Origin of the sequence: Paucibacter soli, assembly GCF_037482845.1 — a bacterium.
GTDB classification, from domain to species: Bacteria; Pseudomonadota; Gammaproteobacteria; order Burkholderiales; family Burkholderiaceae_C; genus Paucibacter_B; species Paucibacter_B soli.
Genome location: NZ_JBBHJW010000007.1, coordinates 233,931 through 246,497, shown reverse-complemented (window position 1 = coordinate 246,497; position 12,567 = coordinate 233,931). Strand labels below are relative to the sequence as shown.

Annotated in this window: 10 protein-coding genes; 2 read left to right on the top strand and 8 right to left on the bottom strand. The window is 66.1% G+C overall.

Annotated features, from left to right (window positions below; translation table 11 throughout):
* Positions 1-5: 5 nt before the first annotated feature.
* Positions 6-584 (top strand): GNAT family N-acetyltransferase, encoded by a 579-nt coding sequence (locus WG898_RS15910; RefSeq protein ID WP_339603781.1) that lies wholly within the window; start codon positions 6-8, stop codon positions 582-584.
* Here WG898_RS15910 and ugpQ read toward each other — a convergent pair.
* The 5 genes from ugpQ to ugpB form a co-directional block, all read right to left on the bottom strand.
* Entirely contained in the window at positions 581-1,312 is a 732-nt protein-coding gene (gene ugpQ, locus WG898_RS15905; protein ID WP_339603780.1) for a glycerophosphodiester phosphodiesterase, read from the bottom strand. The two genes, WG898_RS15910 and ugpQ, sit on opposite strands and share 4 nt — an antisense overlap.
* Entirely contained in the window at positions 1,309-2,373 is a 1,065-nt protein-coding gene (locus WG898_RS15900; RefSeq protein ID WP_339603779.1) for a sn-glycerol-3-phosphate import ATP-binding protein UgpC, read from the bottom strand. Before WG898_RS15900 ends, ugpQ begins: the two co-directional genes overlap by 4 nt.
* 10 nt (positions 2,374-2,383) lie before the next feature.
* Positions 2,384-3,235 carry a sn-glycerol-3-phosphate ABC transporter permease UgpE gene (ugpE, locus tag WG898_RS15895; protein WP_339603778.1) on the bottom strand — a complete coding sequence of 284 codons (852 nt, stop codon included), beginning with the start codon at positions 3,233-3,235 and terminating at the stop codon, positions 2,384-2,386.
* Positions 3,236-3,248: 13 nt separating this feature from the next.
* Positions 3,249-4,130 carry a sn-glycerol-3-phosphate ABC transporter permease UgpA gene (ugpA, locus tag WG898_RS15890; RefSeq protein ID WP_339603861.1) on the bottom strand — a complete coding sequence of 294 codons (882 nt, stop codon included), beginning with the start codon at positions 4,128-4,130 and terminating at the stop codon, positions 3,249-3,251.
* 168 nt (positions 4,131-4,298) lie between these two features.
* Positions 4,299-5,606, bottom strand: coding sequence for a sn-glycerol-3-phosphate ABC transporter substrate-binding protein UgpB (gene ugpB, locus WG898_RS15885; protein WP_339603777.1), 1,308 nt, complete (start codon positions 5,604-5,606; stop codon positions 4,299-4,301).
* Between the two features lie 284 nt (positions 5,607-5,890).
* Here ugpB and WG898_RS15880 point away from each other — a divergent pair, with 284 nt between their 5' ends.
* Positions 5,891-9,802 carry a DUF3683 domain-containing protein gene (locus WG898_RS15880; RefSeq protein ID WP_444718953.1) on the top strand — a complete coding sequence of 1,304 codons (3,912 nt, stop codon included), beginning with the start codon at positions 5,891-5,893 and terminating at the stop codon, positions 9,800-9,802.
* A 36-nt stretch (positions 9,803-9,838) separates the two neighbouring features.
* On the opposite strand, the gene WG898_RS15875 is transcribed toward WG898_RS15880, so the two are convergent.
* The 3 genes from WG898_RS15875 to WG898_RS15865 all read right to left on the bottom strand — a co-directional run bounded on the left by WG898_RS15875 (position 9,839) and on the right by WG898_RS15865 (position 12,512).
* The gene (locus tag WG898_RS15875) at positions 9,839-10,624 is read right to left on the bottom strand and encodes a substrate-binding periplasmic protein (RefSeq protein ID WP_339603775.1); all 786 of its coding nucleotides are present in this window, start codon (positions 10,622-10,624) and stop codon (positions 9,839-9,841) included.
* Between the two features lie 119 nt (positions 10,625-10,743).
* Positions 10,744-11,544, bottom strand: a complete 801-nt coding sequence (locus WG898_RS15870; RefSeq protein WP_339603774.1) for a substrate-binding periplasmic protein — start codon at positions 11,542-11,544, stop codon at positions 10,744-10,746.
* Entirely contained in the window at positions 11,541-12,512 is a 972-nt protein-coding gene (locus WG898_RS15865) for a Bug family tripartite tricarboxylate transporter substrate binding protein (protein ID WP_339603773.1), read from the bottom strand. Before WG898_RS15865 ends, WG898_RS15870 begins: the two co-directional genes overlap by 4 nt.
* Between the last annotated feature and the right edge of the window lie 55 nt (positions 12,513-12,567).

Here is a 12,567-nt window from a genome sequence, read left to right as displayed (position 1 = left end):
CGCGCATGACAACACCTGACCCCATCCTGATCAAGCTTCCCGAAGAGATCGTCACAGAGCGGCTGGTGCTGGCGGCGCCGCGCGCCGGCCTGGGCCAGGCCCTGGCGGCGGCGGTCACCGAATCGATCGAGCACCTCAAACCCTGGATGCCCTGGGCCCAGCTCGCGCCCACGGTGGAAGACAGCGAGGCGGTGATGCGCCGCATGCAGGCCGACTTCATCCTGCGTCGCGATCTGGTCTACCAGATCTACCGCAAGGCCGAGGATGGCCGCGCCGGCCGACTGCTGGGCGGCACCGGCCTGCATCGCCTCGACTGGGAGGTGCGGCGCTTCGAGATCGGCTACTGGATACGCAGCAGCGCGCTCGGCCAGGGCTATGTGAGCGAGGCGGTGCAGGCGCTCACGCGCATGGCCTTCGAGAGCCTGCACGCGCGCCGGGTCGAGATCCGCATGGACGAGCTCAACCTCAGGAGTCGCGCGGTGGCGGAGCGCTGCGGCTACGCGCTCGAAGGCGTGCTGCGCCGGGATGCGCTGAATGTGAACGGCGAGCCGCGCGATACCTGCGTGTATGCACGCATCGCCTAGCCCGCCGGCGAAAACTTGTCCACCGCGTCGGTGATGATGCCGTCCACGCCGTTGGCGCGCAGCCATTGCGCGGCGGCCTCGTCGTTCACCGTGTAGACCAGCGCTTTCATGTCGGCGCCATGAATGCGCGCCACCGTGGCGGCGTCCATGCAGTTGTAGTTGGTGATGACGGCCTGGCAGCCCAGGGCCTGGGCTTCATCAAACCAGCTCGAGCGCAAGCTGTCCAGCAGCAGTCCGCGCGGCAGCGCGGGGGCGGTCTCGCGTGCGCCGCGCAAGGCCTCGGGCTGGAAGGAGCTGAACAGGGGCGGCATGGCCGATCCGGCCCACAGGCGCAGCACCTCGCGACCCACGACCTGCCCGGTTTCGAGCTCCTGGCCGGGTGTGGGCTTGATTTCGATATTGAGCGCAAAGCCGTTGGCGAGGATGAAGGCGGCCAGCGCCTCCAGGCTCATCAAGGGCTCGCCGGCAAAGGCGCGGCTGTGCCATCCGCCGGCGTCCAGACGCGAGAGCTCGCTCCAGTCACGTTCGGCGGCGCGGCCACGTGCCGAGGTGGTGCGGTTGAGCGTGGCGTCGTGCAGCAGAAAGGGCCGGCCGTCGCGGCTCAGTTTCACATCGCATTCGAAGGCGCGGTAACCGTATTGCGCGCCCAGGCGGAAGGCGGCCAGGGTGTTTTCCGGTGCCAGCTTGCCGGCACCGCGATGCGCGATCCAGAAGGGAAGTGGGCTCATATACGTTGCGTCGTCTGGGCATCGAACCAATGCAGATGCTTGGCGCTAAGCTCCAGCATCAGCGTCTCACCGACCGTGGGCGGAACATGCGTGCCATCGATGCGCAGCGTGAACAGCTCGCTGCCCAGCCGCCCGTAGACCAGCCGCTCGGCGCCCAGCATCTCGATCATCTCCACGGTCAGCGGCCAGCCCTGTGTCGAGTTCCAATGGTCCAGATGCTCGGGCCGCAGGCCCAGGATCAGCTCGCCATCGCGTGGCGCGGCGGTCGGCAGTGGCAGCGTGATGCCGCCGACATGGAAGCGCTGCCCTTCGGCGCGGCCCTTCAGCAGATTCATAGGCGGCGAGCCGATGAAGCCGGCCACGAAGGTGCTGGCCGGTCGCGCATAGACCTCCTCGGGCGTGCCGATCTGTTCCATGCGGCCGCCGTTCATCACGATCATGCGCTGGGCCAGGGTCATGGCCTCTACCTGGTCGTGGGTCACGAACAGCGAGGTCACGCCCAGCTCGCGGTGCAGCTTCTGGATCTCCAGCCGGGTCTGGGCGCGCAGTTTGGCGTCCAGGTTGGAGAGTGGCTCGTCGAACAGGAAGACCTGCGGATTGCGCACGATGGCGCGGCCCATCGCCACGCGCTGGCGCTGGCCGCCCGAGAGCGCGCGCGGCTTGCGGTCCAGCAGATGGCTGAGCTCCAGGATCTTGGCGGCCTTGTCTACGCGCGCCTTGATCTCGTCGATCGGCACCTTCTTGATCTTGAGCCCGTAGGCCATGTTGTCGAACACGCTCATATGCGGATAGAGCGCATAGTTCTGGAACACCATGGCAATGTCGCGATCCGCCGGCTCGACCTGGTTGACCACGCGCGGCCCGATCGCGATCTCGCCGCCCGAGATCTCCTCCAGCCCCGCCACCATGCGCAAGAGCGTGGACTTGCCGCAGCCGGAAGGCCCGACGATGACGATGAACTCGCCGTCCGCGATCTCGGCATCCACGCCATGGATGACCTGGTTGGCCTTGGGGCCGCTGCCGTAGCGCTTGACGACCTTGCGCAGTGAAATGCTTGCCATGTTTGTCTCTTTACTTCTCGGCGTCGACTAGACCTTTGACGAACCACTTCTGCATCAGGATCACCACCAGCGCGGGCGGGATCATCGCCAGCATGGCGGTGGCCATGACGATGTTCCATTCGTTGGCCGCATCGCCGCCGGCGATCATGCGCTTGATGCCTATCACCACCGGGTACATGTTCTCCTCGGTGGTCACCAAGAGCGGCCACAGATACTGGTTCCAGCCGTAGATGAACTGGATCACGAACAGCGCGGCGATGCTGGTGCTGGACAGGGGAAGCAGCACGTCCTTGAAGAAGCGCATGGGCCCGGCGCCGTCGATGCGCGCGGCCTCCACCAGCTCGTCGGGCACCGTCATGAAGAACTGGCGGAACAGGAAGGTGGCCGTCGCCGAAGCGATCAAAGGGATCGTCAGGCCCGCATAGCTGTTGAGCAGCTTCAGGTCCGACACCACCTGGTAGGTGGGGCCGATGCGCACCTCCACCGGCAGCATCAGGGTCACGAAGATGGACCAGAAGAAGAAGCTCTTGAAGGGGAATCGGAAGTAGACGATCGCAAAGGCCGAGAGCAGCGAGATGGCGATCTTGCCGATCGCGATGCCCAGCGCGCACATCAGGCTCACCCACATCATGCGGCCCACCGGCGCCTTGGAGCCGGCCCCGCTGGCGCTGCCCAGCAGCGCGTCGCGGTAGTTCTCCAGCAGATGGCTGCCGGGCGTCATCGGCATGGGCGCCTGGACGATCTCCTGCGCCGTGTGGGTGCTGGCCACGAAGGTGATGTAGAGCGGGAAGGCGACGATCAGCACCCCCAGGATCAGCACCAGATGGGAGAGCAGGGTGAGGGCGGGGCGGCGCTCGATCATGTGCAGAACTTCATCAGTAGTTCACCCGGCGCTCGACATAGCGGAACTGCAGCACCGTCAGCGTGATGACGATGGCCATCAGCACCACAGACTGCGCGGCCGAGCCGCCCAGGTCCATGGCCTTGAAGCCGTCGTAAAAGACCTTGTAGACCAGGATGGCGGTGTCCTTGCCGGGGCCGCCATGGGTGGCCGCGTCGATGATGCCGAAGGTGTCGAAGAAGGCGTAGACGACGTTGATCACCAGCAGGAAGAAGGTGGTGGGCGAGAGCAGCGGAAACACGATGGTCCAGAAGCGGTGCCAGGGGCTGGCGCCGTCGATGGCCGCGGCCTCGATCAGCGACTTCGGGATCGACTGCAGGCCCGCCAGGAAGAACAAAAAGTTGTAGGAGATCTGCTTCCACACCGCGGCCAGCACCACCAGGGTCATGGCGTGGCGCGAGTTGAGCAGGTGGTTCCACTCGAAGCCCATGGCCCCGAGTGCATAGGACACCAAGCCGATCGAGGGCGCGAACATGAACAGCCACAGCACGCCGGCAATCGCCGGCGCCACCGCATAGGGCCAGATCAAGAGCGTCTTGTAGACCCCCGCGCCCTTCACCACCCGGTCAGCCATCACCGCCAGCAGCAGCGAGACCGAGAGGCCCAGCACCGCCACCAGGGCCGAGAACAACGCCGTGGTCTGGAAGGATTCCAGATAGCTGGCGTCGCTGAAGAGCTGGCGGAAGTTCTCCAGCCCCACCCATTCGGTGGAGGTGCCGAAGGCGTCCTGCTGCTGCATCGATTGCAACAGTGCCTGACCCGCCGGCCAGAAGAAGAACACGCCGATCACCAGCAGCTGCGGCGTCAGCAGCAACCAGGGCAACCAGGCGGACTTGAAGAGAACGCGTTTTTCCAGGGCCATTGCGATGCAGTCAGAAAGTCATGCTGCGAAGGAAGCCTAAGGTGCTTGGTGACGCTGTATGGGCGGCCGCCAAGCCGAGCCCAGCAACGCCCGAGGATCCGGCTCTGCCGGTCCTGCGGGCGTGCCCCCTTGAGGGGGCGCGCGAAGCGCGTAGGGGGTGGGTCACAGCTTGGCTGTTTTCTGGAACTTTTCCAGTTGTTCGTTGCCGCGCTGGATGGCCGCGTCAATGCCTTCCTTGGGCGTCTTCTTGCCGGACCAGACGTTCTCCATCTCCTCGTCGATGATGGTGCGGATCTGCACGAAGTTGCCCAGGCGCACGCCGCGCGACTTGTCGGTGGTCTTGCGTATCATCTGCGTCACCGCCACATCGGTGCCGGGGTTGGCCTTGTAGAAGCCGCTCTTCTCGCTCAGCTCGTAGGCCGCCTTGGTGACCGGCAGATAGCCGGTGCGCTTGTGGCTCTCGGCGGCCACCTCGGCGCGTGCCAGGTAGCTGAAGAAGGCTGCGATGCCCTTGTACTCGGCCGGCTTCTTGCCCGCCATCGCCCACAGGCTGGCGCCGCCGATCACGGTGTTCTGCGGCGCGCCGGCCACATCGGGGTAGTAGGGCAGGGGGGCGATGCCGCTGGCGAACTTGGCGTTCTTCTTGATATTGGCGTAGAGGCTCGAGCTGCCGGTCAGCATCGCGCATTCGCCCGAGTAGAAGGTGGCGTCGCCGGTGTTGCCGCGGCCCTTGTAGACGAACAGGCCCTGCTTGGCCATGTTCGCCAGGTTCTCGATATGGCGCTGGTGCAGCGGGGTGTTGAAGGCCAGGCGCGTGTCGGTACCGCCGAAACCGTTGTTCTTGGTGCTGAACTCGACGTTGTGCCAGGCGGAGAAGCTCTCGAACTGGGTCCAGCTCACCCAGGTGGTGGTGAAGGGGCACTTGTGGCCGCTGGCCTTGAGCTTGGCTGCGGCCAGCGCCACCTCGGGCCAGGTGGCAGGCGGCTTGTTGGGGTCCAGGCCGGCGGCCTTGAAGGCGTCCTTGTTGTAATGGAAGACGGTGGTCGAGCTGTTGAAGGGCATGGACAGCATCTGGCCGCTCGGTGCCGTGTAATAGCCGGCTACCGCCGGCACGTAGGCGTTGGGGTCGAACTTGGCCTCGCCCATCTTCATCACCTCACCCACCGGCACAATGGCGCCCTTGCTGGCCATCATGGTGGCGGTGCCGACCTCGAAGACCTGCAGGATGTGTGGCGCATTGCCGGCGCGGAAGGCGGCGATCGCGGCGGTCATCGACTCGTCGTAGCTGCCCTTGTAGGCCGGGACGATCTTGACGTCCTTCTGGCTGGCGTTGAATTCACGGGCGAGGTCGTTGACCCAGTCGCCCAGCGCGCCGCTCATCGAGTGCCACCATTGGATCTCTGTCTGCGCCTGCGCGCCGACGGACAGGCTGGCGATCAGGGCCGCGGCCGCGAGCTGATGTGCTTTCATGGACGTTGATGCTCCTCTCGAATGGGAAACCAGGCAGATTAGCCGCGCATTGTGACAGTTCACCATCTGGTAAACACAGGCGCGGGGTCAGTTCTTGCGCGGCGGCAAGCACCGGTGCGGGCCAAGGGTAATCGGGCTTGCACAGGGCGTCCATGCTGCGCTGCGGTAGGATCGACGCCCTGCGCAGTCCGGGCTGCGGCGACTCGCTCCACGCCCTGCGCGCCATCCAGGCCACAAGCCAGCGGACCTTGCTTGCTCCTCGCTCTTTCCCTGCCCCCGCCGCCATGAATGCACCGCATCCCCTGATGCCCCCAGAGTCCGCTGCTGCCGTTGTCGCCGCGCATGAGGCCCCGCGCCTGCGCGAGATTCCCTACAACTACACCTCCTTCTCCGACCGCGAGATCGTCATCCGCCTGCTCGGCGCGCGCGCCTGGGACCTGGCCAACTCGCTGCGCGACGAGCGCCAGACCGGCCGCTCGGCGCGCATGCTTTACGAGGTGCTTGGCGATATCTGGGTGGTGCAGCGCAACCCCTATCTGCAGGACGATCTGCTCGACAACCCCAAGCGCCGGGGCCAGCTGATCGATGCCCTGAAGCATCGCCTGCACGAGGTGGAGAAGCGCCGCAACCCGGCGCTGGACCCGCAACGCGATGCCTCGGTGGGTGAGCTGCTGGCGCTGGCGCAGGCCGCGGTGGTGCGCTTTGCCGGCCAGTTCGACGAGGTGGCCGAGCTGCGCCGCCGCGCCAGCAAGGTGCTGGGCAAGCACACGGCCAAGGACAACATCAAGTACGACGGCCTCTCGCGCGTCTCGCATGTCACCGACGCCACCGACTGGCGCGTCGAGTACCCCTTTGTGGTGCTGACCCCCGACAGCGAGGCCGAGATGGCCCATCTGGTGAAGGGCTGCATCGAGCTGGGCCTGACCATCATTCCGCGCGGCGGCGGCACCGGCTATACCGGCGGCGCCGTGCCTCTGGTGTGGAAGAGCGCGGTCATCAATACCGAGAAGCTCGAGGCCCTGCGCGGCGTGGAAATGATGGAACTGCCCGGCGTGGGCCGGCCGGTGGCCACCATCTTCAGCGAGGCCGGGGTGGTGACGCAGCGCGTGGCCGACCTGGCCGAGCAGCATGGCTTCGTGTTCGCGGTGGACCCCACCAGCGCCGAGGCCTCCTGCATTGGCGGCAATGTGGCGATGAATGCCGGCGGCAAGAAGGCCGTGCTGTGGGGCACGGCGCTTGACAATCTGGCCTCCTGGAAGATGGTCACGCCCGAGGCCAAGTGGCTGGAGGTGATACGCCTCAACCACAACCTGGGCAAGATCCACGACGTCGAGACGGCCAGCTTCGAGCTGCGCTATTTCGATGCCTCGGGCAAGAAGCTGGAGCGCAGCGAGCGCCTGGACATCCCCGGCCGCACCTTCCGCAAGGAGGGCCTGGGCAAGGATGTGACCGACAAATTCCTCGCCGGCCTGCCCGGCATCCAGAAGGAAGGCTGCGACGGCCTGATCACCAGCGCGCGCTGGATCGTGCACCGCATGCCGCGCCATGTGCGCACCGTCTGCCTGGAGTTCTTTGGCAACCCCAAGGACTGCGTGCCCTCCATCGTCGACATCAAGAACTACATGTTCTCGCTCGCCCACCAAGTTGGCGGCGTGAATACCGATGCCGAGGGCGCCGGCGCCACGCCGGTGCTGCTGGCCGGCCTGGAGCATCTCGATGACCGCTACCTCAAGGCGGTAGGCTACGCCACCAAGAGCAAGCGCGGTGGCTTGCCCAAGATGGTGCTGGTGGGCGACATCGTCGGTGACGACGAGGACGCCGTGGCGCGCGCGACCTCCGAGGTGGTGCGTCTGGCCAATGCCCGTAGCGGCGAGGGCTTTGTGGCTGTCTCGGCCGATGCGCGCAAGAAGTTCTGGCTCGATCGCAAGCGCACCGCGGCGATTTCCAAGCACACCAATGCCTTCAAGGTGAACGAGGACGTGGTGATCCCGCTGGAGCGCATGGGCGAGTACACCCTGGGCATCGAGCGCATCAATATCGAGCTGAGCCTGCGCAACAAGCTGGCCCTGGTGGAGGCCCTGCAGGCCTTCTTCAGCCAGGGCAAGCTGCCCCTGGGCAAGAGCGACGACGCCAGCGAGATCCCCAGCGCCGAGCTGCTGGAAGACCGCGTGGGCCAGGCGGTGCGTCTGCTCGCCGAGGTGGGCGGCCTGTGGCAGAGCTGGAAGGACGAGCTCGACACGCGCTACTTCGACCAGCTGCAGGACCACAGCCTGCGCGCCTCCTGGAAGACGCAGATCTTCAAGCCCCTGCAGGGCATCTTCGCCGGCGCGGCCTTCGAGGCCATCCTGGCCGAGTGCAAGCGCATCCATGGCGAGGTGCTGAAGGGCCGCGTCTGGGTGGCCCTGCACATGCATGCCGGCGACGGCAATGTGCATACCAATATCCCGGTCAACTCCGACAACTACGAGATGCTGCAGACGGCGCATGAGGCGGTGGCGCGCATCATGAAGCTGGCGCGTTCGCTCAACGGCGTGATCTCGGGCGAGCATGGCATCGGCATCACCAAGCTGGAGTTCCTCACCGACGAGGAGCTGGCGGGCTTTGCCGGCTACAAGCAGCGCGTCGACCCCGAGGGCCGCTTCAACAAGGGCAAGCTCTTGCGCGGCGGTACCGACTATGCGGACCTGAGCAATGCCTACACCCCAAGCTTCGGGCTGATGGGGCATGAGTCGCTGATCATGCAGCAGAGCGACATCGGCGCGATTGCCGACAGCGTCAAGGACTGCCTGCGCTGCGGCAAGTGCAAGCCGGTGTGCGCCACCCATGTGCCGCGCGCCAACCTGCTCTACAGCCCACGCAACAAGATCCTCGCCACCTCGCTCTTGGTGGAGGCCTTCCTCTACGAGGAGCAGACGCGCCGCGGCGTCTCCATCAAGCACTGGGAAGAGTTCGAGGACGTGGCCGACCACTGCACGGTCTGCCACAAATGCCTGAACCCCTGCCCGGTGAAGATCGACTTCGGCGACGTCACCATGAATATGCGCAACCTCTTGCGCAAGATGGGCCAGAAGACCTGGCGCCCCGGCAATGCCGCGGCCATGTTCATGCTCAACGCCACCAACCCCGAGACCATCAAGCTGGTGCGTTCGATGATGGTGGGTGTCGGCTTCAAGGCGCAGCGCCTGGCGCATGAGCTGCTCAAGGGCTTTGCCAGGAAGCAGACCGCCGCGCCGCGCGCCAGCGTGGGTGCCGCTCCCATCAAGGAGCAGGTGATCCACTTCATCAACAAGAAGCTGCCCGGCGGCCTGCCCAAGAAGACGGCGCGCGCGCTCTTGGACATCGAGGACAAGGACTACGTCCCCATCATCCGCAACCCGGCCAGTACCACGGCCGATACCGAGGCGGTGTTCTACTTCCCCGGCTGCGGCTCGGAGCGCCTGTTCTCGCAGGTGGGCCTGGCCACCCAGGCCATGCTTTGGCATGCCGGCGTGCAGACCGTGCTGCCGCCCGGCTATCTGTGCTGCGGCTATCCGCAGCGCGGTTCGGGTCAGTTCGACAAGGCCGAAAAGATCATCACCGACAACCGCGTGCTGTTCCATCGCGTTGCCAACACGCTCAACTACCTGGACATCAAGACCGTGGTGGTGAGCTGCGGTACCTGCTACGACCAGCTGCAGGGCTACAAGTTCGAGGACATCTTCCCCGGCTGCCGCATCATCGACATCCACGAGTTCCTCTTGGAGAAGGGCATCAAGCTCGACTCAGCCCAAGCCTATCTCTACCACGACCCCTGCCACAGCCCGATGAAGCTGCAGGAGCCGATGAAGACGGTGCAGGCCCTGGTGGGCCCCGAGGTGGTGAAGAGCGAGCGCTGCTGCGGCGAGAGCGGCACGCTGGGCGTGACGCGCCCCGATATCTCCACCCAGGTGCGCTTCCGCAAGGAAGAAGAGCTGCGCAAGACCGAGACGATGTTGCGCGAGTCCGGCAAGGTGGCGGCGGCCGAGAATCTCAAGATCCTCACCAGCTGCCCGAGCTGCCTGCAGGGCTTGACGCGCTACGGCGGCGATCTGCAAAACGGCCTGCTGGAGGCCGACTACATCGTGGTCGAGATGGCCAACAAGATCCTGGGCGAGAGCTGGATGCCCGACTATGTGGCCAAGGCCAACAACGGCGGCATCGAGCGGGTGCTGGTCTGAGGCCAGGCCCCTGGCATCGATGCCGCCGATCGGGCCCTATTCGGTGCCCTTGGTCAGATTCGTCGTCTGGGCCTTGAAGGCCGGGTCGTTGCGCACCTTCAGGATGGTGTTCCACACCGAGCGTGCCGTGTTCGCATGCTTGGCGGTGAAGGCCTTGGAGAACAGGGTGTAGTAGGCCTTCTCGACGAAGGCGGGGTCCACACGCTCCAGGCTCTTGAGTGCCGGGTTGCTGGCCACGCTGGCGTCGCCCTCGGCGTTCTGCACCACCGCGGCCAGGTATTTGCCGCTGGCGGCGCGCGCCAGCACCTCGTCGGCGGTGGTGGTGTTGTCTTCCACCTTGGCCCCGGCCTCCTTGAGTTGGGCCACCACCGAGAAGCCCTGCTGTGCGCCGATCAGGCCGTCGGCCTTGAGGGTCTTGCCGTCCCAGTGCAGCGGCGCGGCCTTGGTCTTGTAGAAGGAGTAGGAGGCGCGGTACATGCGCCGGGTCGCGTCGACCTCGCCGTCCAGCTTGATCGGATAGTCGGCAAACTCGGCGCGTTCCTTGTTGTGGCTGCCGCTGACGGCGCCGTCCACCTTGCCCGCCTTGACCTCGGCCAGACATTGCTTCCAGGGCATGGGTACCAGGGTGATGCCGATGCTCAGCTGCTTGCCGACCTCGGCCATCATCAGCTGCGCATAGCCGGGCTTGGCCCCCATCATGATCCAGGGCACGTTGTCGGCGTTCTCATGGCACAGGGTCAGCTGGGTCGGGGCCTGGGCGGCAACGGATGCCGCCGCCGCAGCGGCGCTGGCCGCGACAAGGGATCGCACGAGTTTGGACATGGTTGACTCCAGGCAAATATGGTTGGATGGATGGATAGAGCCTGTAGTGTGCGCAGTCTGCGCCAGGATGCAACACCGGCGCCCGCTGCGGCTGACGCAACACAAAGCCAGACAGGCTGCTACGGCTGCTGCAGGCCCGCGCTGCCCAGGTAGCGCTGCACGATGCGCTGCAGCGTGCCGTCGCGGCGCATCGCCTCGATGGTGCTGTTGTAGCGCTCCACGAAGGCGGGGTCGGTGCTGCGCATGCTGAAGGCGGTAGGTGCCGGCTCGTCGGACACCTGCACCTGGGTCTTGAGCAGCTTGTCGGTCAGCTTGAGTTGCGCCAGTTCGAATTCGGCGGTCAGCTCATCGGCAATCACACCGTCGATGCGGCCGCGCTCCAGCATCTGCCACAGGGCATGCCGGCTGCTGACCTTGCTCACGCCGCGGGCATAGGCGGGGTCCTGCATCAGGGTGGCGTAGTCGGGTCCGTACACCACGCCGATCTGGGCACCCAGCCTGAAGGGGCTGCCGCGCAGCTCCAGCAGGGTCTTGAAAGGCCAGCGCGCGGCCTCGGCGCGGCGTATGTAGAGCGTATTGCGCGAGTGCAGCACCGGCGCCGAGAACCAGGCATAGGCCTCGCGCTCGGGGCGCCTGAAGGCGCCGGCCAGCACATCCAGTTCGCCATGCTCCAGCTCCAACAGGGCGCGCGCAAACGGCATCTCCACCAGCTTCACGCTGCAATCCATGCGGCGCAACGCCTCGACGTTGATGTCGAGCTGCACGCCGCCAATCGTGCCGTCGGGCAGGCGCATCGAGAAGGGCGGGTCGTCGTTCCAGCGCAGCTTCTTTTCGCAGGCCGGCGCGGCCGCCTGGCTCAGTCCGGCCAAGCCGCTCAGCGCGAGCAGCAGGGTGGCGGCGGCGGTGCTGGGTTTGCTCATTCCGCCGCTAGTTTGCGCTCCTTGATCAGCGCATGCCAGGTCTGCGTTTCGCTTTGCACGAAGCGCGCCAGCGCGGGAGCGTCGCTGGGCGCCAGCTCCAGGCCGAAGTCTTCGAGCTTGCTGCGCACCTCGGGCAGCTGGATGGCCTTCTGCATCTCGTTGGAGAGCCGCGTCACCGCCTCGGCTGGCGTGCCCTTGGGCACGAACAGGCCCTGCCAGGCGGCCACGTCCACGTTCTTCAGACCCAGTTCCTCGAAGGTGGGCACGTCCGGCAACTGCGGGATGCGCTTCTTGGCCAGCACCGCCAGCGGCTTGATCTTGCCGGCGCGAATATGCGGCAGGCCGGCTGCGGTGTCGAGGATGGCCATGGGCACCACGCCGGCCATCAGGTCCTGCACCGCGAAGGCGGTGCCGCGGTAGGGCACATGCACGATGAAGCTCTTGCTGCGGTCCTTCACCAGCTCCATCGCCAGATGGTGCGGGCTGCCGATGCCGGGCGAGGCATAGCTGTAGCGGCCCGGGTTGGCCTTCACCTCGTCCAGCCACTGCTTGCCGCTGCTGAAGCCGGCGCCCGGGTGCACGCTGAGGATGAGCGGGAACTTGGCCATCAGCCCCACCGGCGCCAGATCGGCCGGCGCATAGGGCAGCTTCTTGTACAGGGCGCTGTTGAACACCAGCGCGCCGTTGTCGCCGCTCAAGATGGTGTAGCCGTCGGCGGGCGCCTTGGCCGCCGCGTCGGTGCCTATCATGCCGCCGGCGCCGGGGCGGTTGTCGATCACCAGCGGCTGGCCCAGCTGCTTGGCGAGCTGGGGCGCGAGCTGGCGCGCCAGAAAGTCCGAGCCGCCGCCGGCCGGGTAGGCCACCACCCAGCGGATCGGCTTGGTCGGCCAGTTGTCGGCCTGGGCCGCGGTGCCGGCCAGCGTGGCCAGGGTGGAGATGGCGATGAGACAGACACGGCGAGCAAGCATCGGCGGTTTCCTCGTGGCAAGGGCAGCTACAGTCGTGGCATCTTAAGCCGCCCGG

Bases quoted from the DNA above. Each gene is read 5' to 3' on its own strand.
- WG898_RS15910 (WP_339603781.1), top strand. From the start codon at position 6: ATGACAACACCTGACCCCATCCTGATCAAGCTTCCCGAAGAGATCGTC.
- ugpQ (WP_339603780.1), bottom strand. From the start codon at position 1,312: ATGAGCCCACTTCCCTTCTGGATCGCGCATCGCGGTGCCGGCAAGCTG.
- WG898_RS15900 (WP_339603779.1), bottom strand. From the start codon at position 2,373: ATGGCAAGCATTTCACTGCGCAAGGTCGTCAAGCGCTACGGCAGCGGC.
- ugpE (WP_339603778.1), bottom strand. From the start codon at position 3,235: ATGATCGAGCGCCGCCCCGCCCTCACCCTGCTCTCCCATCTGGTGCTG.
- ugpB (WP_339603777.1), bottom strand. From the start codon at position 5,606: ATGAAAGCACATCAGCTCGCGGCCGCGGCCCTGATCGCCAGCCTGTCC.
- WG898_RS15880 (WP_444718953.1), top strand. From the start codon at position 5,891: ATGAATGCACCGCATCCCCTGATGCCCCCAGAGTCCGCTGCTGCCGTT.
- WG898_RS15875 (WP_339603775.1), bottom strand. From the start codon at position 10,624: ATGTCCAAACTCGTGCGATCCCTTGTCGCGGCCAGCGCCGCTGCGGCG.
- WG898_RS15870 (WP_339603774.1), bottom strand. From the start codon at position 11,544: ATGAGCAAACCCAGCACCGCCGCCGCCACCCTGCTGCTCGCGCTGAGC.
- WG898_RS15865 (WP_339603773.1), bottom strand. From the start codon at position 12,512: ATGCTTGCTCGCCGTGTCTGTCTCATCGCCATCTCCACCCTGGCCACG.